Origin of the sequence: Methylobacterium sp. Leaf361 (genome assembly GCF_001424445.1) — a bacterium.
Classification (GTDB): Bacteria; Pseudomonadota; Alphaproteobacteria; order Rhizobiales; family Beijerinckiaceae; genus Methylobacterium.
The window spans coordinates 1-20,661 of sequence record NZ_LMPY01000020.1 but is presented as its reverse complement, the minus strand read 5'-3'; the positions used below and the strand labels follow the sequence as shown (position 1 = coordinate 20,661).

Genomic DNA, 20,661 nt, shown 5'->3' with positions numbered 1-20,661 from the left:
TCTGATGTCCGCCGTCGCCGCCCTTCTCGCCTACCTGCCGACGCAGGCGATCGGCTTCAAGGAGGGGTTCTGGGCCGCCCTCACCGCCGTCGCGGTGGCGCAGACCGAGATGCGGGCGGCCCAGTCCGTGGCGCGCGACCAGTTCATCGGCGCCGCCATCGGCGGGATCGCGGGCGTGAGCACCTACCTCATGGTCGGATCCGGCATCGCGACCTACGCGGCGGCGATTCTGTTCGCGGTCCTGGCCTGTTGGCTGGCCAACGTCGCCACCGCGGCGCGTCTCTCCGCCACGACCGCCACGATCATCCTCCTGGTACCGCACGTCGGGACTCCGGAGCAGATGCTGGTCTCGCGCCTCTTCGAGGTGGGATGGGGGACCTGTGCGGCGATCGGGACGGTCTGGGTCGTCACGGCCGTCAACCGGCGCCTGGGGATCAGCGTTTAGCAGAACGCGCGCCAATCCCTCTCCCTCCAGGGAGAGGATGTAGGCGCACTCGCGGCGTGAACCGCGATCACCGCGGCCTTAGTTCGCGCTCTGTTCTCATTTAGGATCACGACGTGACCGACCTTGTGCTCAAGACCTTCAGCTACCGCGTCAAGGACGCGACAAGCGGCAAGCGGCTGACTGCTCTCGCCAACGCGGTGAACAGGGTCTGGAACTACGCGAACGAGATCAGCGCCTGGTCTGTCGAGCGCGGCACGCTCTGGGCGACGAAGAAGCAGCTTCGCGACCTGACCAAGGGAAGTGGACAGCTCCTCGGTCTGCCGTCGCAGGTGGTGCAAGAAGTCGTTGACGAGTTCCTGATCAAGCGGAGGGCGGTTCGGCGGCCGAAGCTGCGCTGGCGCGCCAGCCGCGGGCCGAAGAGCGCACTCGGGTGGGTGCCATTCACAAACCAAGACATCGCGCTCGACGGCGCGACGGCCCTGCTCCGCGGTATGCCATTCAAGCTCTGGCTGCACAGGGCAGCCGAAGGCCGGATCAAGTCAGACAGTTTCTCGCAGGACGCGCGGTCGATAGTACTGCAATCTCGTCTGCGAGGTCGAGCGCAGTCAGAGCACGGGCCGGGCTGAGGTCGGTATCGATCTCGGGCTGAAGTCCGTTGCGACGTGCTCAGATGGTCCGGAGCTTGAACAGGCCCGGTTCTATCGCGACCTGGAACTGAACCTGGCCGAGGCGCAGCGCAGGAAGCGCAACCGGCAGGTTCGGACCCTCCACGCCAAGATCGCCAATCGGAGAAAGGACAGCCTCCACAAGTTCTCGCGGGCGCCGGTGGATCGCGCCTGCAAGATCACGGTCGGGAACGTCTCGGCCTCGGCAATGGCAAAGACCCGTATGGCAAAAAGCGTGCTCGATGCTGGATGGTCGATGCTGCGCGACTACCTCCGATACAAATGCGATCACGCAGGGGTAGCCTACGCCGAAGTCGATGAAGCCTATACAACTCAAACCTGCTCGGCCTGTGGCTGCATCAGCGGCCCAAAGGGTCGCGCAGGGCTTGCGATCAGGCGATGGACGTGCGGCGAGTGTGGCGCGGAACATGACCGCGACCAGAACGCCGCGCGAAATATTGCCCGTCTCGGATGTGAGACGCCGTGCCCGTCCGGGCATGGAAGCCCCAGCTTTTAAGCCGGGGAGACATCACTGGTTGTGCATCCACGCTCGCCCACCGACTGATCGGGCTCCGACAGGCGAGCGTGGAGGTCGGAAGAGGACCGACCGCTTCTGACTAGCACAAGTTCATCAGCGAGTCTCCCTAATATATGTGACAAATACAAATCGATCTCGCCTTTTTAAATAATGGCCTGGCTGACATTGAGACGCGCATGCAAGAAATCCAGCAGGCCTAATAGCATTGAGCTACCGCTGATCTCTTCGCGCCGCCGGCTTTCGTTCGCAAGGAAACCCAGCTTCCGATCCGACCCTCAAGGGCCTGTCCGATGTCGCATCATCGGGAGCCTTTGCGTCGAGGATCGAGACGTTCGCCGTCATGCCCGCGGCGATCACGATCGGACAGGGCACGTCGTCGAGCTCGATCCGGATCGGTACTCTCTGGGCAAGCCGCACCCAGGTGAATACCGGATCGACGGTCGGCAGTCCCTGGACACCCGGGGCCGCGTTGCTGACGCTGATGCCCCGTCCGAGCCCCGTGACATGCCCGCGGATCAGTTTGTCCGGCCACGCCATCAAGGCGATACGCGCTACATCTCCATCGGCGATCCGTGGCAACTGCGTCTCCTCGAAGTAGCCCTCGATCCAGAAGCTGTCGGCGTTCACCAACGTCATGGCCGACTGCCCTGTTGCGGCGAAGCCGCCCTCCTGAAGGAGAAGGTTCGTCACCCAGCCGTTCACAGTCGAACGAAGCGTTGTGCGTTCCAGGTTCAGCCGCGCTTGTGCGAGCGCGCCCTGCCTCTGGAGGATCGTGGCGTTCGCGGCATCCGCCTGCCCCCGGGTCGTCTGCTTCTGCTGCGGTGTCGTGGCGAGGTCGTCGAGCCTGCCGGTACGATCGGCGATGCCGCCCAGATAGCCTGCTTGCGCCTGTGCGGCCTCAAGCGCGCCCTCGGCCTGCGTGACCGCGTTGCGGAATGTGCCGGGGTCGATCTCGAACAGGACGTCCCCCTTGTGGACGAACTGGTTGTCCTTGACGGCGAGCCGCACGACCGTGCCGGAGACCTCGGGGGCGACCTGCACGGTGTAGACTCGCACGCGGCCGTCCCGGGTCCAGGGCGTGTAGAGATAGTAGAGGTAGGCCAAGTACGCGAGGCCGAGCGCAGCCCCCAGGGTGATCAGTGTCGCGACGAAGTTGAACACCGCGGGCGGCTGCCAAGTGCGGAGGTTCGGCTGTGTCGATGGCACGGCTTCAGCGTCCCGAGCGGCGCAGCGCGAGGATGAACAGCGAGGTCATGGCGATCAGGATGGCGAGGTCGAACAGGGCACGGTTGTGGACGAAGCGGTTGATACCGATCCGGTTCAGGATCCGGCGTAGACCGACGGTCGCCACGAGCGCGGCCACCAGGCAGATCACCGCGGGCTCGACAAACACGCCGAGCAGGTCGACAGCCTGAAGGCCAATCACGTCGTCCTCTCCTGTCTCCCCAGATCCGCTATCAGGATCGCCAGGACGCCGATGCGCGCCGCTTCCAGCGCTGGAAGGTCCGGTCGGTCGGCCATCACGCGCAACCGTCCGGACAAGCCTGTGTCGGACGGCCCTCGTGCGAGCGCCCTCAGGACGATGCGGCCAATCTCTCGACCCGTCTGGGCATCTGCTGTCCGAAGAGCCAGAGTCAGAAGCCCGACGAGCAGCAGCGTTTCGCAATCTCGGGCGGCCTCTGCATCCTGCTGGACGAGGGCGAGTCGACCGAAGGTCCGCGCAAGCCAGCGGTCCGGCGGCGGAAGGAGCAGCGGGTTCCGGACGGCGGCGCGGCGCACCCCTGCCAAGAGCCGCCGGTGTGCTCGTCTGCGCAGGGTGGTCCCGTCGATCGGCGGCACGAGGGTGGTGAAGGCGACCACCGTCACCCAGATGCCGAGCAGTTCCGCCACGACCTGATTCAGCGAGGCCGCCAGATCGTAGGTCATGACGTTCGTCGGCTCTATGACGGCAATCACGAAGAATCCGAAGGCGCCGCCTGCCGGCGCACGCGGGTCGGACCGACCGAGCGCGGCCAGGACTCCGATCGGCAGCAGGACGGCGGCGAGCAGAATGAACTCGCCGGTCATTGTCAGTAGCGTGTAGCGGACGACGATGCCGACGACCGCCGCCAACAGAGCGCCGATGAGGAAGTTGCGCGCGTCCCCGGCCGGATCCAGATGCGAGGCAGCGAGCGCCGACAGTACTGCTGCCCAGGTCACGGCGTCGGAACCGTAGATCCAGCCTGTCGCGTACCAGAAGGCGTTCAGCAGCGAGACGGTGGCCGCGGTACGGATGCCGTTCTTGATCGCGTGGTAGCCGTCCCAGTCATAATCGTTCCAGAGCAGCAGATGCAGCGGTAGTGCGGCCGGCCGACGGCCGATCCGAGCGCCTTGTCTCAGGAGGCGCGCCGCGACCCAAACGCGTGCGATCTGCATGTGAGCTTTGGTACCGTCGTCGCCGATGAGGATCGCCGGCGATGGCCCTTGCGCATCGCCCAGGCGCCTTCGGAGCAATTCGGCGGCGAGCGCCCATCGCAGCCGCGGTGCCGCGTTCCGGACAGCCCGACCGCCCCAACGGAGCGACGGATGCTCGGCGAATGCGTCCCGCGCCGCATCGTCGAGCGATAGGACCTCCTTCGCGGGCATCTGTCCCGGATCGTCGCCCCTCCTGACCGCCCCTACCCATCCCGCGCAGACGTCCACGACCGTCTGCATCCGGTCCGCGAGCCTTCGACTGACCGCAGGCACGCCGGGCGCCACAAGGACGCTGGAGACGTAGGCGCACGCGATGCCGAGCAGGATGGTCGCGAGGCGGTCGATTCCGGTTTCGAAGACGGCATTCGGATTCTGGACTGAACCGAGGGCGACGATGGGCACGGTATAGCCCATCAAGGCGAAGCCGTAGGACCTCTGGCCGCTCTCGATGCTGGAGGCCGCCGTGAGCAGGCCGAGCCACAGCGCGAAGGCCACGTCGTAGGCGAGCGTCGCCTGGGCGAAGTTGGCCACCAAGGCGATCGCGACCACGACGCCGACGATGGAGCCAGCGGCGTACCAGAGGCTCTTCTGCAGTGAAGCCGCCCGGGTGGTGAGACTGACGGATATGACGGTCACGGCCGCCCAGTGAGGTAACGTCAACTCGAACCACATCGCCAGCCAGATGGCTACGATGACGGTCAGCGCGATCCGGACCGCTTCCACGGCTTCTCGAGGCCAAGAGAAGGCGAGAGCGCAGAGCTGCCTTCCGGCAACCCGCCAAGTGCTTCCGATCTCCGAAGGGAGGAGTTGAGGCACTCGCCGATCCGATCTCCACTTCAGACGTCGGCAGCCGGAGCTGCCGCACCGAAAGCCGTCGAGGGCGTACCCTAGCCGCTTCACTGCACGTGAATACTTCGCTTCGATGCCTCAAGGGATCATAGATTTCTATGATTGTTCGAGCCGGGCCCGCCTGCGATGATGACGCGCCGGGCACTAGGCGAAGTTGCGCCTGATTGCCCTCCGCCCGCGCCTCTTCAATCGTCCGAATGGGCAAGCCGCTGCCCTGGTCGGATCAAACGCGCGCGCTCCTATGGGCGATAAACGCGTTGCGATAGTCAGCCCACTCATCGCCAAGCCCATCTACCGAACCTTGCGTGACGCCCAATCATTCGACACAAGCACGACAGTCGTCTCTAGTTTTATACTTTTATATTAGATCCATAAAAATGCCGAGCACCGGGGAACCATGTATTTGTGACGATGTTTTGACAACGGCGTTAGCCGATGTGGCAAGATAAATCGACGGTCGCTCTTTCCAAAACGATCTGGATCGGGAATTGCAATCCAATGAATGCATCTTTCCATCTACTCACAGCGGTCATCGCGCTCTCAGCCTTCGCAGGTGCAAAGGCTCAGGCAGACGATACCGAGGCGGCAAGCCTCTGCCGCGGCGATGCCTTGCGCTTATGCCTCAGCGAGATCCCAGACCGCGACCGGATCACGGCCTGCATGGCGAGGAACCGGCCGCGCCTCAGCCGCGGCTGCCAAGCCGTGTTCGATAGGCCTTCCCGCCCTGCAGAGGTCGAAACGGCGAGTAGCCTGCGCTGAAGGTCAGCTCTGGACCGGCAGGGTCACGCAGCCGGTCGAACGCGTAGATTTGCGTGGTCGGTGCAGGTGCCGAACATCCATCGCTCGAAATAGGGAGGTTTCAATGCTTAGGATCGCGCTCGGGATCGCAAGCGCATGCGCGGCGATCTCTCTCGTGACGCCCTCGGCCGCGGCACAGGTCGACCTCACCGACACCGGCGGAAACCCGCTTCCAACCCAGCGCGCCCTCAACATCACGGCGAGTGGGCAGACCAAGCCTCCGAGCCGCGACGCCAGCCCAACATCGCAGTTGGACCTAACCCGTCGGTCGATGAACGATGCCAACCAGGATGCCATCACCACAGGCATCTGCATCGGCTGCAGCCCCAGGTAGTCGAGCCATCGGACTTGAGATGCAGAGACTTCAACGGCAAATACTCAACTGTGACCTGCTTTAAGTGTCGTCTCGAATCGACATGCGACGTCAGTCGGGAGAGCCGCACCGTTTCAGATCGGCGGATCTCGTCGAGAGACGGCTTCGGTGATCGCATTCAGTAGCGCATTGCCGTCGAACGGCTTGCGGAAGAACCCGTCATGTCCGCCGGCCTCCGCTCGCAACAGATCGGTCTCCCGGTCCCGCGCGGTGATGAATATGACCGGGATGTTCGGCCGCTCCGCCCGGGCCTGGGAGCGCAGGTCCAAGCCACTAACCACCGGCATCCCGATGTCGAGAATCAGGCAGTCCACCTCGGACAAAGCTTTGGCCTCTAGAAACGCCTGGGCCGAGGCGAACGGGCGGACGACGTGTCCATCCGACTCCAGTAGCTCCGTGAGCGCTTCACGCACGCGGAAGTCGTCGTCGACGACGGCGATCCTGACATTACGGATTGTCATCATGGAAGGATCGCTTCGTTAGTCGAACGTGGTAGATCGGGATCTGCAGCCTATCGGCGAGGCGGACGAGCTCCGCGAATGAAGACGCATCCATCTTCTGCATGATCTTACCGCGGTGGATCTGCATGGTCACGTCGCTGATGCCCAGCTCCGCCGCGGCCTGCTTGTTCAATAGCCCGCTGACGATCAGAGGAAGAGCCTCGCGTTCGCGCGGCGTTAGACGCTCGTAGCGTTTTTGAAGGGCTTTTAGTTCCAAGCGCTGCGCGCGGGCGGCCCGATCCATCTCGAGCGCTGTGCGGATTGAGGCTAGCAACTCGGCGTCGTTGTACGGCTTCGTCAGGAAGTTGACCGCTCCATGCCGGATCGCACGGACGGTTGAGGGGATGTCCCCGTAACCCGTGATGAAGACGATCGGCGGGTGCTCGTCCGCGATCTGCTCCTGGAAGTCGAGACCGTTCAGTTCCGGCAGATCGACGTCAAGGACGAGGCAGCCGGGTGCGTCCGCCCGGGCGTGCTGCAGGTAAGCGGCGATCGACGGGAAGGTCAAGGCCGCCAAGCCGCTTGCGGCCATCAGCTCGTCGAGCGCCTCGCAGATGCGCCAGTCATCGTCAACGATATAGACCATGCCGTCCGTACCCGGGCTCACGCAGTGCCCTCCCAAACAGGGAGCGCGAAGGCGAACACCGTGCCCTGCGGCTTGGCCGCCTCCACGCGGATCGTGCCGCCATGCGCCTCGAGGATCGAGCGCGACACCGCCAGGCCAAGGCCCATGCCCCGTGCCTTTGTAGTGAACAGCGGCTCGAAGATCAGAGCCGGCTCGGCGATTCCGGATCCGGTGTCGGCGACCTCAACTTGAACCTGCCCGTCCGCGCCCCGAGAGCGTACGACGATCACCCGCGCCGTCTCGATGTTCGCCCGCATGGCTTCCATGGCGTTGCGAACCAAGTTGACCAGCACCTGCTGGATCTGGATCCGGTCCGCGAGAACCGGCGGGAGATCGGGGTCCAACTCGGCCCGGAACGTCGTGGCGGCCTTCGACAGGTCGTCGGCCAGGAGCAGGCGCGCCTCTTCGACCACCGCGTTGACGTCGACTGAGACCCGCGAGGTCGCCGTGTTGGCGTAGAGCGCGCGCACGCTGGTCACCGTGGCGGCAGCGGCGTTGGCATCGCGGACGATGCGATCCATGATCGCGCGGATGCGGCCGAGGTCGAGCGACTGGCTCGACAGCCAGCGCTGGCACGCTTGGCTATTCGAAACCACCGCAGCCAGCGGCTGCCTGACCTCGTGCGCGATCGAGGCGGAGAGCTCGGCGAGACTGGCGAGCTGCGAGGCGCGCGCGAGTTTGCGCTGGGCGGCGCGCAGATTTTCCTGCGCCCGGACCTCGTCCTCGACGTCGATCACCAAGCCGTACCAGCGCTCGACCCGGCCGGTGTCGTCCCGCAGAGGCTGAACCCGGCCATCGACCCACCGTGGCACCCCGTCGGCCGTGTAGTTGCGGTAGCGCAGGGCGAAGGGCTCGCCGGTCGCGTAGGCGTGCTTCAGGGCGGCAGCGACCGCCGGCTCGTCGTCGGGATGGACCCGCGCCTCGAGCGCGGCCCGAACCTGCGCGCCATCCACCTGGGGTAGCTTGTCGAAGGCGATGCCGTAGTAGTCCTGGATGCGCCTGTTCATGTAGCTCGGCACACCGTCGCTGCCGACGAGGTAGATCAGCGCCGGAACGGTATCGACGATCAGGCGCAGCTCGCGCTCGCGTTCCTTCAAGGCCTCGCGCACCAGCCTGCCAGCGTGGATGTCGGTCGTGCTCCCGAACCACTGAACAACCGCGCCGGCTGCGTCGCGGAACGGTTCGCCCCTGAACAGGAACCAGCGGTAGTGACCGTCGGCGCGCCGCAGGCGTCCCTCGATCTCGCCGGGGGTGCCTGCGCCGCGCAGCGCCTGCCAATAGGCGAGGAGGCGGTCGCGGTCCTCTGGATGAACGGCGTCGATCCAGCCTCCCTCGACCGCCTCCTCGCGGCTTAGGCCGGTGTAGGTGCGCCAGCGTTGATTGACGAAGGTGACGGTTCCATCCGCATCGGTCGACCAGACCAGGGTGGGCAGGGCGTCGATGAGCTGCTGCTGGTACAACTGCGCGTGAAGAGCCTCCTCGACGACCGCCATCTCCGCCCGCATCGCCTCGGTCGAGGCCCGGATCTGATTGACGTAGTCGATGATCAGGCCCGCACATGCCGCCAGCAGCAGAAGCAGACCGGCGCGGAAGATCGTCTGCGGATGATACGCTCCGACAAAATCGCCGACATACCAGAAGACGACAAGACAAGCGGCACAAACCGTCGCAGGATTCAATAGACGTGGAGACCGCAGAAATCCCTTGGTGGCTATCGATAGTCGGTCCTTAGACATGCCGACGACGCCAGTGGCACGGTCGCGCATCGGCGAACCCGACATCGATCACTCCGGGATCGGCGAACAGACTTCGCGCCGGTAGAATCATCAATCCACGTTCCATCCGAAAGGCGATGCGCGGACCACCGGCGATGCATAGAGCCGTGCTGACCCCAGCAACGCTGGGCTCGAAGACCGCGCAGACGACGACCTCGGCTAAGCCTCAAGTCGAGTCATTCAGCTCGCAGGGATCAACGAATAGGCGACGGATCAATCCTTGGAACGCGGATCGTCCCCAGGCCTCGTTGCCTGGAGGCGTTCATCCTGTTCCGTAAGATCAAGATCCAGTACACTCTCCAGTCCGACCTTGAAGCAGCTGTCTTCGTCAATAGTTTATCGTTTGTTACCCTGTACGTTAGCCTCGTATTGCAAGGCGCGGGGTGCCTCCAGGGAATCGATAGGCACGCCTGCAGCCGCACTTGATCACGACCTCGTGTATGTTGCCAACCATTACCATTGGGGTGCGCGATGGATTTTATTCATACACATCATGCAGGAGATTCATACAACCGGAACGTGTGGCGCTACCATCTATTGGATGCTCTGTCCGATGTCCTTGGCGCAAATCCGAACGATTTGGCGAAGCCAGAGTTGCGCTGCGGGGTCGTCGGCCCGGCGATGCCAGAGCATGGCGGTCGTCGTACGAGGGGGTACGAACGCCAGTCGCAGGATCTCCAGCCCCGACCGTTCCGCAACGAATGCGCGGGCCAAACGCTCGCTGACGACGGCAACCATATCCGAACGCGTGAGGATCGCCGGAGCGGAGAGGAGCGGAGCGCGGGTCGCCACATGGCGCGTCAGCTGATGCCGGCTCAGTTCGGCGTCCAGGAAGCGGTCGTCCTCACCGGTCGAAGTCAACGACAGGTGCGAGTGAATGGCGAGGGCATCGAGGGTCATAATGCCGCCGACACCACCCGGATGCGCTTGGCGCGCCAGAATCACGAAAGTGTCGTCGAACAAGGGCTCGACGTTCAGGCGACCTCCTCCGGGGTCGGATATGTTTCCAATCGCCAGGTCGATATCGCCGCGCTCAAGCCGGTCCAGGATATCGAGAGTTCCACTCGGGCGCAGGTCGAGTGTCACCCCCGGCGCCTGGACGGTGGCGAGCGCCGAGAGTCGAGGGGCGAGGACGAGCGCGCTGCTATTGTCGACCGCTATCCGGAAGACCGTGTCGGCTCGCGTCGGATCGAAGTCTGGCGACTGCACCAGCACGTTGCGCAGCAGGGCGAGAATTCTATGGATCGGCTCGACGAGTTCGCTCGCGTAGGGCGTAGGTTCCATTCCGTCGGCCGAGCGAACGAAAAGGTCGTCGCCGAGGACCCGGCGCAGGCGGGCCAGTGCGTGGCTGACCGCGGATTGCGACAAGTTCAGCCGTTGGGCTGCGGCTGTTATGCTGCGCTCCTCGGCGATCGCGTCGAAGACGAAAAACAGGTTGAGATCGACCGACCTCCAGTTCATGATTTGATATCCTAAATACTATTCAAGCATCCGGCTCACACCACCAGGGACCTGATCTGATCTCTGCGCCCTTCGCACGGCTCCTCTAGCCGAGCCGGGCAGGCATTATTCGGAAAGGCCATGATTGGGGGGCTGTTCGGTTACTGAGCGGTGGCACCGCCGTCGACGCGCAGGCTCGTGCCGGTCACAAGACCTGCGGCTGGCGAGGCGAGGTAGACCGCGGCCTCGGCCACGTCCGCGGGCTGGGCTACTCGGCCCATCGGGATCGTCGAGAGGGCAAACTGGCGATAGGCCGGATCCTCGAAGAACGGCGCGGTCATCGGCGTCTCGACGATCGTGGGAGCGACGGCGTTGACGCGGATGCCGGCCGGGGCAAGTTCGACCGCCATCGCTTTCGTCAGCCCCTCAATGGCATGTTTGGTCATGCAGTAGACGGCGCGCTTCGGGCCGCCGACATGGCCCATCTGCGAGGAGATGTGGACGATGCTGCCGCCGCGCCCGAGTTCCAGCATGCGCAGAGCCGCCGCCTGGGAGACGAGGAAGGCGGAGCGGACGTTGAGATCCAACAGATGGTCGAGGGTGGCGACGTCCACCTCCGGCAGCGATTGAAGCCGGTTGGTGCCGGCATTGTTGATCAGAACGTCCAGGCGCGGCAGGGCACGCACTTGGCCCGGAAACGCGTTCGCGGTCACGTCCGCGATCATGGGGCGGACGCGTCCGTGCGGATCAGCCTCGGCCAGCGCAGTCAAGTCTGTCGCGGTTCGGGCGACGGCAATCACCTCGGCACCTGCCGCGGCGCACGCCAGCGCGCAGGCACGGCCGATGCCGCGGCCAGCCCCCGTGACGAGGGCGGTTAGACCGGTTAAAGGCTCGGCCCGGCTCGGTATGGAGCTCGATGGCTTGATATCGGACATGGCAACTCCTCGTTGGCAGAATCCCTCAAGACAGCGCCGAGCCGCGGCGATGAACTCGATGGGTGTGGGCGGTTCAGTCGAGGATCGCGACGGCGCGCGTCCAGCCGGCGGAGCCGCCTTTGACCTTCACGGGGAAGCAGCAGACCTGAAAGCCGGCATCCGGGAGCTGCTCGAGGTTGATCAGCTTCTCGAGGTGGCAGTAGCCGATCTCGATGCTGGCGCGGTGGCCCTCCCAGACAATCGAGGGATCGCCCGTCTCGGCGAAGCGTCGCGCCATGCTAGAGAAGGGCGCGTCCCAGCCCCACGCGTCGATACCGGTCAGGCGCACGCCCCGTTCCAGGAGGTAGAGCGTCGCTTCGCGGCCCATGCCGATGCCCGTATCGATGTAGTCGTCGTGCCCGTACCGCTCGCTCGCGCGCGTGTTCACCAGCACGATGTCGAGGGGGCGCAGTCGATGCCCGATGCGGGCGAGCTCCGCCTCCACTTCGGCTGCAGTCACGACGTGACCGTCGGGCAGGTGCCGAAAATCGAGTTTGACGCCTGGCTGCAGGCACCAGTCCAGCGGCACCTCGTCGATGGTGATCGCCCGTCGACCACGATCCATGGTCGAGTGGTGGTGGTAGGGAGCATCGAGATGGGTCCCGCTGTGCGTGCGCAGCGTGACGGTCTCGTTTCCCCAGCCCTCTCCGCCGGGCAGCTGGTCGACACTCAGGCCGGGGAAGAACTTGAAGATCTCGGCCGTGTTGCCGGCCGGCGTCTGGTACTCGATCCGCGGGCCGAAGCCCGGCTGATCCACCGGCGTTTCGTTGTCCAACGCGATGGAGATGTCGACGATGCGTCGCGCCATGGTGGGCCTCCTGGTCCGGATCTAACGGGAGCCGACGTCGGCTCCCGCCGCGGCGGTAGATGGACGCGGCGGCGCGGGGGCGTCATTGGCCGCGCCTTCGAGAGCAGCGTCGAGGTCTTCGATCGACCGGCCTCGCGTCTCGAAGCCGAACACCGCGAACGCGATCGCCACCAGGGCGAACCAGGCCGACAGATAGGCGAAGGCGAGCGGCACGACCTCGATGGTCGCCTTGGGCGCTACGACGTTCGCGGTACCAACGATCATCGCGAGGCCGAGCGGACCGAGCATTTTGCCGATGCCGCCGAAGCCGTAGGCGGATCCCATGCCCGTGGCCCGCAGCCGCGAGGGCCAGACCTCGGCGGCGTACGGACCGACGACGGCGAAGCCGCCATCCACGAAGACGTTGCCGACGACCAGAAGCAGCCAGAAGACCGAGATGCCACCGAGGAAGGCGCTGTTGAGCAGTCCGGCCGCCAGAAGCGCCGTCGCGGCCGCCGCCCCGAAGAGGATACCGCAGGCCCGCCGTCCGATCCGGTCGGACAGCCATGCGCAGATAAAGCGCCCGGCCAACCCCGCGGCACCGACGACGGCCATGTACCAGGAGGCCGTGGCAGGATCGATCCCGAGGATCAGGACGAGGAGTGTCGGCGCCCACAGAGTGACGCCGTAGTGCCCTGTCTGAATGCCGAGATTGGTCAACCAGGACACAGCGAGGCTGCGAGGATAGCGCAGCAGGGCGCCGAAACCGGAGGCGTTCGGGTCGACGGCAGCCGGCGCCGGGAGCGGCAACGTCTCGGCGGGAATGGAAAGAGCCCAGGCGACGCTCCGGCGCGCTTCAGAGCAGCGTCCCCGCATGATCAGCCAGCGCGGCGACTCCGGGACCCAGGCCCTGACGGCGAGCAGCGCCACAGCCGGCGCGGCACCGACCAGGAACAACCCGCGCCAGCCGAGGATGGGCGCTAAAACGGCGGTCGCGAGCGAGGCGAGCAGGAGCCCCAAGGGCACGGCGGCCGTCACCCAGCCGGCAATACGGCCTCGCATGCGTGTCGGGACGAATTCCTGCACGAGGGGCAGATCCACGCAGTAGAGGCCCCCTGCCCCGAAGCCGACGACGAGGCGCAGGGCCACGAACCAGACCCATCCGCCCTCCGGGACCAAGGCGAGAGCGCCTGTCGCCAAGGCGAAGGTGGCGATGGTGGCGGTGAATACCGGCCGGCGCCCGATCCGGTCTGCCATCCACCCCCAGAAGACCGCGCCGACCGTTGCTCCGAACCCCGAGGCGAGGAGCACGGCGGCCGACTGGCCGAAGGTCAAATTCCAGGGGCCGGCGACGAGTGCGAGCACGAACCCGATCAGGAATAGGTCGAAGAAGTCGAGCACGTTGCCCGCCATCGCGGCCGCGATCAGGCGGACCTGATTGCGGCTGAGCTTGGACTGGCCGTCGAGCGCTTTGAACATGGCTGTCTCCCCAGGAGCGGTCTTCGACAGCGAATCGCTTATTGAGCCCAGTTTGAATAAGCCGCCCCCATTGTGTCAAGCGTTATTCTAGTTGCGATCAATTACGTGACGCGTTAACCTGTGCCATGACCGTTGCCCGACGCCGTCTCGACCCTGAAGTCCGCGCTCAGATGATCGTGGATGGAGCGGTTGAGTTCTTCGCCAAGCGAGGCTTCAACGCGCAGCTGAAAGACCTCGCGGAAGACCTCGGGATCTCGCAGGCACTGATCTTCACCTATTTCGGAAGCAAGCAGGGCCTACTCGATCGCGTCTACGATCACGTCTACACGTCCCGATGGGACCCATCCTGGCTGGAGGCGCTGGCAAATCGCTCCAGGCCGCTCGAGCACAGGCTCGTCTCCTTTTATGACGCCTATCTGGAGGCCATCGACGATCCGGTGTGGATCAAGATTGTCCTTCAGTCGGGCTTGGCGGGCAATGAGTTGACGCGGCGCTACGTGTCGGCACGCGTGGAGGCGCAGATCGGCCGTGTCATGGAAGAAGTCAGGCACGAATTCGGCATAACGTCCGATATCCTGGAGGAAGCGGATCTGCACGAGCGCGTATGGGATCTGCAATCGTCTTTTACGTGGGGCCTCGTCCGCAAGCACATCTGGCAGTTGCCCATCATGGAGGATAGCAACCGATTGGTGCGCGGCCGCATCGTCTTCTTCCTTGCCGGTTTCTCGAAACTTGCCGGCGCATCCCCAAAGGGAAGTCCATACGTGGCAGCCAAGAACAACAAGCGCATTCGGTCATAGATTAGACGATCGTCGCGCCGTCGACATTGGCTCGAGCTCGCGAATTCCGTACCCAAGCACACCGTGTCGCCTAGCCGATCGGATCTCCAGACCCGGACGCGCCAGTCGGGCCACCTGCAACGATCGAATCGTGCAGCCTGCCCATCTTATCGTGAATTTCTCGGCCTCGATATCATAGAAATCCATGATGTCGCCGTGGCGCGCAGAGGCCATATTGGCAACGCGAAGCTAGACTTCGGCGACCGCAGGTTGCGCCCAAGGGATCGTCGTCGGAAGCCCCTTGGCGTTCCGGCGAAGAGTGACGTTCGCGGACCAGGCTCCTAGACCGGCAGCCCTGCGATCTGGCGAATCAATACTGGCAACGGAGATGTCGACGATGAAAGTCGTTTTCAAGGACGATCACTTCGCCTTCGAACTCGTCCGAAATCTCGGATTCATGTACTACGGCGGATCCGATCTGGGAGAGATGGTCGCCACTGCCGAGCAGATCGTCGAAGGCGATTTCGAGGACTGGTTTGAGAAATGGGATGCGCGCGCGCGCCGGGTCTTGGCTCGTGCGGACGAGAGCTTGGCGGGCGGTCACCACGTAAGCGCCCGGCAAGCCTACCTGCGCGCCTCGACCTACTTCCGCATGTCGGAATTTTACCTTCACGGCAATCCCAATGACCCGCGGATCCTCACGACGATGCGGGCATCCCAGAAGGCCTACGCCAAGGGTGCCGAACTCACGGGCCCATCTTGGGAGCCCGTGAAGATCCCCTACGAGGGCACGACACTGCCCGGCTACTTCTACAAGCCGCCCGGTCCCACCAAACCGCGGCCGACGATCGTATTCCACGGCGGGTACGACTCGAGCCTGGAGGAACTGTTCTATTACGGCGGAGCCCCTGCCGTTCTTCGCGGATACAATTGCCTGACGTTCGACGGCCCTGGGCAGGGCGCTCCGATGCGCGAGCAGAAGCTGCCATTCCGCTACGACTGGGAGAAGGTCGTGACACCGGCGGTGGACTACGCTCTGACGAGGCCAGACGTCGACGGCGACAATCTCGTCCTGATCGGCATGAGCCTCGGCGGCTATCTCGCCGCCCGCGCCGCAGCCTTCGAGCACCGTTTCAAGGCTGCCGTGTTCTTCGACGGCGTCTACGATTTTAACGAGAGCATGCGTAAACTTCTTCCCGCTGACGCAGTTGCGGCCTACGACGCGGGCGACAGGGTCGGGTGCCAACGGATCGTTGACGAAAAAATGAAGTCGAGCACGCCTTTAAGGTGGACCGTAACTCAAGGCATATGGTCGTTTGCAGTGCCTGATGTTGCGGGAATCCTCGATACGGTAAAAAAATACACAATGAATGACATTGTTAAGCAAATCAAATGCGCTTGTCTCATTATGGAAGCGGAGTCCGATATTTTCTTCCTTGGTCAGCCCGAACGCCTCTATGAGGAACTCGAGTCGCCAAAGACTTTTGTACGCTTCACTGCAGAAGACGGTGCGGAAAATCACTGTCAATCCGGCGCTCTCGCATTCAAGGACGAGGTCGTCTTCAACTGGATTGATAAGACGCTGAAATCGTAAATTCCGGTCTGTTCGCGATCAGATGAACACACTTTCACCGGGTGACGGCGGGTCGATCCGTCGCTTGGTGAACTCGCGAGGATACGGTTCCGCCCTCACGCCTCGCCGTCGATCTCGAGAGGATCTTCAATGTCTGCGACAGTCTCAATCGAACACGTGACCTTGGGCCTCATGGGGCCTCTGGCGCACACGCCGACACGCACCATGTCAGTCCACTGCGTGATCTTCCAGGTCGGCGACAGGGTCATTCTGCTCGATACCGGCTTCGGCACCCGTGAAATGCTCGAGCCGAACCGCTTCCTCGGCGCCGAAACGCTGCTGTCACTCAGCGTCGTGGTGGATGTGCGCTTGACGGCACTTCGTCGCCTCAAGGCGAAAGGCATCCGCCCGGAACAGGTCACGGACATCGTCCTCACCCACCTGGACGCGGACCACGCCGGGGGTGTGCACGACTTCCCCAATGCGACGGTCCACGTCTCAAAGGAAGAACTCGACGCCTACGGCGATCCGAAATCCAGAGGATCCTATCACCCTCATCAGATGGCCGATGTCTCGAAGCTGAAGACCTACGGCCCGACTGACGAACAGTGGTTTGGCCTTTCGGCCCGGAGTTTACCCCTCCCGTCAGAACTGGACGCGAAGCTGATACCCTTGCCCGGGCATTCCAAAGGTCATTGCGGTGTAGCCTATCGCGAGGGCGGTAAATGGACGCTTCACGCCGGGGATGCCTATTTCGACACGCGGATCAATTTCCTGGACCATCCTCCGGGCTTGCCGATAGAGATCGCAATGCAAGCACTACCGAGCGAACGCGTAGCGAGCCTGGGAAAGCTGAAGAATCTAAGAAGCAGGCATGGGAGCGAGGTGTCCATGTTCTGTGCTCACGACCACCAGGAATACGTAAGCTGGACCGATGGCCGTGGCAGACCGGATCCCGTCAATGTCTTCGGCGGCGCCTGATTGGATGCGGCAGCACCTCGCCGCTCGAGGCCCTGCCCCAATGCCGCTCCCAACGAGAGACATCACATTGGAGCGAGGTGGAAGGGAGCTCGACGTGGACCGTTCCGCCGCGCATACGCCGCCGTCACAGCCGTTCTTCGTTGCCGTGATCGAAGACGACGAAGGCGTGCGGGTTTTGCTCAATGACTTGTTCCATAGCGCTGGTCTGGACGTGCGGCTCTTCGGATCGACGGCCGAGTTCCTTGAATGGTCTCTCCCGGATACGCCCGGCTGCATCGTCCTCGACGTGCAATTGCCCGACGCGAGTGGCCTCGAGTTCCAGCAGGAGTTGTCGCGGCTCGGAATCAAGGTGCCCGTCGTGATGATGACCGGCCACGCGGATGTCCCGACGACCGTGCGAGCCATGAAGGCCGGCGCTGTCGACTTCCTGTCTAAGCCGTTCCGCCACCAAGAGATGCTGGATGCCGTGGAGATGGCCATCGCGCGCGACGTCAAGCGACGGAGCGAAGAGGTCCTCCATGAGGATCTCAAGGCGCTCCACACCGCGCTCACACCACGCGAACAGACGATTATGGTGCAGGTGACGGCGGGAATGAAGAATAAGGCAATTGCCGCCAATCTTGGCTTGAGCGAGATCACAATCAAGATCCACCGCGCTAGCCTCATGCGGAAGATGAGGGCCCAATCGCTGGCCGAACTCGTTCGTCAGGCACAGATGCTTGGGATCTGCAACGATCGGTAATATCGGATTGACCTTGGCGTGATCGATCGTTCGGACCTGAGTGCCGATTGCATGACCGGCGACACGCCATGCCGTGCCTCTCGTTCTTCTGGGATTGTGCCTTGTAGTTTACCGATCTCGCCGTTCGCGATAATATGGGACTTCGATCTGGGTGCGCTCGTCGGACTTCAAGCCTTCACCGTTTAGATGCCGATCAAGGACGTGGCGCTATGCGGCGGTAGATAGCTATCGCCGTCTCACGGTCTCGACGCGGTTCCGTCCAAAAGCTTTGGCTCGGTATAGTGCGCCATCTGCGCTAGTGAGCATGGCGGCGAGTTCAGGTCGGTCCGTACCCATAGCCGCGATGCCGATGCTGACGGAGATCTGTAACCCGAGCCCATCGGGTTACGTGGCAGCAGCGGCAAACCGGTCACTGATCGCCATTACGCGGGTTCGGCCATGACGCAGATCGCGCGGGCAGAAGCGCCGCGCAGGGATCCACCTCGAACGGGCGGCCCAATGCCGACCCACGCATCTGTTCCGCAGCATTCCCGAACGCTCCGAAACCGTCCGATCAGACCAGTTTGGATTTTCCGTTTGCTCGCCACAGATTTGATTTTCCTGTCTGCAGGATTCAAAGTGCCTATGGAAACAAAGTGGATCGACCGCGATGAACGTTAATGCCGTAGGGCCTCGCATTGGCTGCGGTGCAGCCGTATTCGAAGACGGAAAGATTCTTCTTGTGCGGAGGCGACGTGCGCCCGAGGCAGGGTGCTGGGGACTGCCGGGTGGTAAGGTCGAACCCTTCGAACCTGTAGCCGAAGCGACCGCGCGAGAGATACGCGAAGAACTCGGTATCATCATTGAGCCGGTAGATCTGTTATGCGTTGTTGATCAAATCGATCGTGTGGGGGGTGAACATTGGATCGCTCCCGTCTTTCGCATCGACCGATACGAAGGCACCCCAACTATCAGGGAACCCGGTGCGCTTTCGGATCTAGGATGGTTCGATCTGAATCACTTGCCCAAGACCCTGACCGAAGCAACCAAACAGGCATTGGTCGCGATTAAGCGCGAGGCGGGCTGACCGTGGTTTCGTTGAGCACGCCGGCATTTTCGATTGTCGTCGTTTTCGGAAGGACGCAATCACCCATCGACATCGGGTATCGGTAGGCCTTGTCCTTGAAGCGGCCGGCTTGCTTCCCGCACAGCTATCCTCACGAGCGAGGCGGTTTCAACATCAAGGTCCGAATAGCCCCATGTCTGCCGCAGCACCCGATCCACAGAGAGTTCGGCATCGACCCCAGATCGCACCCTGGATGACTGTCGTCACCCCAGCAGCTTGATAACTCCGTCCACAGACAGGTACTCGTGGACGCTTAAATCCGCACGCGGACGAACCAACTTGGTCCGGCATCGGAAGCGTCGGAGTTCTTCTGCTGCCGAGTGACGAGAGACTTGATGCGTAACTTTCGACGCGGTGGCGTCGCCTTCTCGGTGTGCTCGCTGCTGATAGAAGCCGCGGCTGATCCTCCCTCGGTGTCGCGGACACAGGGAGATCATTTCGCGGTCCTCTCGGCTTGCTCGGGCGTGAGATAGCCGAGTGCCGAGTGGATGCGTTGCCGGTGATCCTCCCTCGGTGTCGCGGACACAGGGAGATCATTTCGCGGTCCTCTCGGCTTGCTCGGGCGTGAGATAGCCGAGTGCCGAGTGGATGCGTTGCCGATTGTAGTAGCCCTCGATGTAGGCGAACAGATCGCGCCGCGCTTCATCCCGGGTCGCCCATCGTCGCTGATGGACGAGCTCGACCTTGAGCGTGTGGAAGAAACTCTCCATCGGGGCGTTGTCGTAGCAGCAAGCTGTGCGGCTCATCGACGGCTTCGCCCCCATACCGGCGAGCTGCTTCCGGTAGGCCTCGGCCGCGTACTGGCTGCCGCGATCCGAGTGGCAGATCAGCCCGGCAGTTGGTCGCTGCCGCTGGGCGGCCATCATCAGCGCCGCCACGCTCAACTCAGTGCGCATGTGATCGCGCATCGACCAGCCGACGATCTTGCGCGTGGCCAGATCAAGGACGGCGGCCAGATACAGCCAGCCCTCGCCGGTCGGCAGGTAGGTAATATCGGCCAGCCAGACCGTGTCGGGTCGCACGGCTGAGAAGTCCTGCTTGAGGAGATTGGGCGCGATGGGGAGATCGTGACGGCTGTCGGTCGTACAGGGCCGGAACCGACGCCCCGCCAGGGCACGGATGCCGTGCCGGCGCATGAGGCGCTCCACCCGTCCGCGGCTGACAGACCGGCCCTCGGCCCGCAGGGCGGCATGCACGCGCGGGGAGCCGTAGCGCCGGTGATGGGCGGCATGGATGCGCCGGACGTCGTCCAGGAGCTGGCGGTTGGAGGCCGAGCTGGCGCTCTCAGGCCGTGACCGCCATCCGTAGAAGCCGCTGGGTGAAACTCCGAGCACGCGGCACATGAGACGCACCGGCCAGGTCCGCGCATGCTGCTCGATGAAGGCGAAGGTCACTTGGGCATCTCCGCGAAGATGCCGATGGCTTTTTTTAGCACGTCGCGCTCCATGCGCGTACGGTCGAGCTCACGCCGCAGGCGGGCGATCTCGGCGGCCTGATCGGACGGGGACGCAACTGGGCTTGGTGGCGAGGCGCCCGTCGATCCAGCAGACCGCGGCCTGGGTGAGGCCCCGTTCAGCGTGGCACGCCACTGCCTCAGCATCGAGGGCTGGATCCCGAGCTCGGCCGCGACCTGCATCTGCGGCCGGCCGCTGCTCTCCAGCAGGGCGACCGCTTCGCGTTTGAACTCGAGCGTGAACTCTCGTCTCGTCTTCGCCATCCGACACCTTCCCCGCTCAGCATGAGCGTATCAGAGGTGTCCGCGATGCCGAGGGAGGATCA

19 protein-coding genes are annotated in these 20,661 nt (G+C 63.6%); 7 read left to right on the top strand and 12 right to left on the bottom strand.

What is annotated here, in order from left to right; genetic code table 11:
- The first annotated feature begins 4 nt into the window (after nt 1–4).
- Together ASG32_RS15000 and ASG32_RS34510 are read left to right on the top strand one after the other, a co-directional pair.
- Nucleotides 5–445, top strand: coding sequence for an FUSC family protein (locus ASG32_RS15000; RefSeq protein WP_244491974.1), 441 nt, complete (start codon nt 5–7; stop codon nt 443–445).
- 113 nt (nt 446–558) lie between these two features.
- The gene (locus ASG32_RS34510) at nt 559–1,071 is read left to right on the top strand and encodes a hypothetical protein (RefSeq protein WP_056527504.1); all 513 of its coding nucleotides are present in this window, start codon (nt 559–561) and stop codon (nt 1,069–1,071) included.
- Between the two features lie 787 nt (nt 1,072–1,858).
- Here ASG32_RS34510 and ASG32_RS14990 read toward each other — a convergent pair.
- From ASG32_RS14990 to ASG32_RS14940, 10 genes are all read right to left on the bottom strand, one after another.
- Nucleotides 1,859–2,809, bottom strand: a complete 951-nt coding sequence (locus ASG32_RS14990; protein WP_244491972.1) for an HlyD family secretion protein — start codon at nt 2,807–2,809, stop codon at nt 1,859–1,861.
- Between the two features lie 49 nt (nt 2,810–2,858).
- Nucleotides 2,859–3,074 (bottom strand): DUF1656 domain-containing protein, encoded by a 216-nt coding sequence (locus tag ASG32_RS14985; RefSeq protein ID WP_056527498.1) that lies wholly within the window; start codon nt 3,072–3,074, stop codon nt 2,859–2,861.
- Complete coding sequence (locus tag ASG32_RS14980) at nt 3,071–4,825, bottom strand: FUSC family protein (protein WP_244491971.1); 1,755 nt, start codon at nt 4,823–4,825, stop codon at nt 3,071–3,073. The genes ASG32_RS14985 and ASG32_RS14980 overlap by 4 nt, the downstream gene beginning before the upstream one ends.
- Before the next feature lie 1,371 nt (nt 4,826–6,196).
- Nucleotides 6,197–6,586 (bottom strand): response regulator, encoded by a 390-nt coding sequence (locus ASG32_RS14970; RefSeq protein WP_042671855.1) that lies wholly within the window; start codon nt 6,584–6,586, stop codon nt 6,197–6,199.
- Nucleotides 6,570–7,208: a response regulator gene (locus ASG32_RS14965; protein ID WP_056527658.1), complete on the bottom strand. Its 639-nt coding sequence runs from the start codon at nt 7,206–7,208 to the stop codon at nt 6,570–6,572. Before ASG32_RS14965 ends, ASG32_RS14970 begins: the two co-directional genes overlap by 17 nt.
- Nucleotides 7,209–7,225: 17 nt before the next feature.
- Nucleotides 7,226–9,028, bottom strand: coding sequence for a PAS domain-containing sensor histidine kinase (locus ASG32_RS14960; RefSeq protein WP_082557894.1), 1,803 nt, complete (start codon nt 9,026–9,028; stop codon nt 7,226–7,228).
- A gap of 528 nt (nt 9,029–9,556) precedes the next feature.
- Nucleotides 9,557–10,483 (bottom strand): LysR family transcriptional regulator, encoded by a 927-nt coding sequence (locus ASG32_RS14955; protein ID WP_056527489.1) that lies wholly within the window; start codon nt 10,481–10,483, stop codon nt 9,557–9,559.
- 140 nt (nt 10,484–10,623) lie between these two features.
- On the bottom strand, nt 10,624–11,397 hold the full coding sequence (locus tag ASG32_RS14950) for an SDR family oxidoreductase (RefSeq protein WP_056527486.1): 774 nt from the start codon (nt 11,395–11,397) through the stop codon (nt 10,624–10,626).
- Between the two features lie 73 nt (nt 11,398–11,470).
- The gene (locus tag ASG32_RS14945) at nt 11,471–12,244 is read right to left on the bottom strand and encodes a cyclase family protein (protein ID WP_056527483.1); all 774 of its coding nucleotides are present in this window, start codon (nt 12,242–12,244) and stop codon (nt 11,471–11,473) included.
- 21 nt (nt 12,245–12,265) lie between these two features.
- Nucleotides 12,266–13,702 (bottom strand): MFS transporter, encoded by a 1,437-nt coding sequence (locus ASG32_RS14940; RefSeq protein ID WP_082557893.1) that lies wholly within the window; start codon nt 13,700–13,702, stop codon nt 12,266–12,268.
- Nucleotides 13,703–13,827: 125 nt separating this feature from the next.
- On the opposite strand from ASG32_RS14940, the gene ASG32_RS14935 reads away from it, so the two are divergent.
- The 4 genes from ASG32_RS14935 to ASG32_RS14920 all read left to right on the top strand — a co-directional run bounded on the left by ASG32_RS14935 (nt 13,828) and on the right by ASG32_RS14920 (nt 17,777).
- Complete coding sequence (locus ASG32_RS14935; RefSeq protein ID WP_082557892.1) at nt 13,828–14,502, top strand: TetR/AcrR family transcriptional regulator; 675 nt, start codon at nt 13,828–13,830, stop codon at nt 14,500–14,502.
- A gap of 376 nt (nt 14,503–14,878) precedes the next feature.
- On the top strand, nt 14,879–16,075 hold the full coding sequence (locus ASG32_RS14930; protein WP_056527477.1) for an alpha/beta fold hydrolase: 1,197 nt from the start codon (nt 14,879–14,881) through the stop codon (nt 16,073–16,075).
- A 129-nt stretch (nt 16,076–16,204) separates the two neighbouring features.
- The gene (locus ASG32_RS14925; RefSeq protein WP_056527473.1) at nt 16,205–17,035 is read left to right on the top strand and encodes an MBL fold metallo-hydrolase; all 831 of its coding nucleotides are present in this window, start codon (nt 16,205–16,207) and stop codon (nt 17,033–17,035) included.
- A 94-nt stretch (nt 17,036–17,129) separates the two neighbouring features.
- Entirely contained in the window at nt 17,130–17,777 is a 648-nt protein-coding gene (locus ASG32_RS14920; protein WP_056527656.1) for a response regulator, read from the top strand.
- 225 nt (nt 17,778–18,002) lie between these two features.
- On the opposite strand, the gene ASG32_RS32585 is transcribed toward ASG32_RS14920, so the two are convergent.
- Nucleotides 18,003–18,140, bottom strand: coding sequence for a diguanylate cyclase (locus ASG32_RS32585; protein WP_280141582.1), 138 nt, complete (start codon nt 18,138–18,140; stop codon nt 18,003–18,005).
- A 286-nt stretch (nt 18,141–18,426) separates the two neighbouring features.
- Between ASG32_RS32585 and ASG32_RS32580 the strand changes: the two genes are divergently transcribed.
- A complete protein-coding gene (locus ASG32_RS32580; RefSeq protein ID WP_082557889.1) occupies nt 18,427–18,843 on the top strand; it encodes an NUDIX domain-containing protein in 417 nt (138 codons plus the stop codon).
- Between the two features lie 572 nt (nt 18,844–19,415).
- On the opposite strand, the gene ASG32_RS14915 is transcribed toward ASG32_RS32580, so the two are convergent.
- A protein-coding gene (locus ASG32_RS14915) for an IS3 family transposase (RefSeq protein ID WP_107351957.1) occupies nt 19,416–20,599 on the bottom strand; the annotation gives its coding sequence in 2 pieces (ribosomal slippage) (nt 19,416–20,314 and nt 20,314–20,599; 1,185 coding nt in all).
- Between the last annotated feature and the right edge of the window lie 62 nt (nt 20,600–20,661).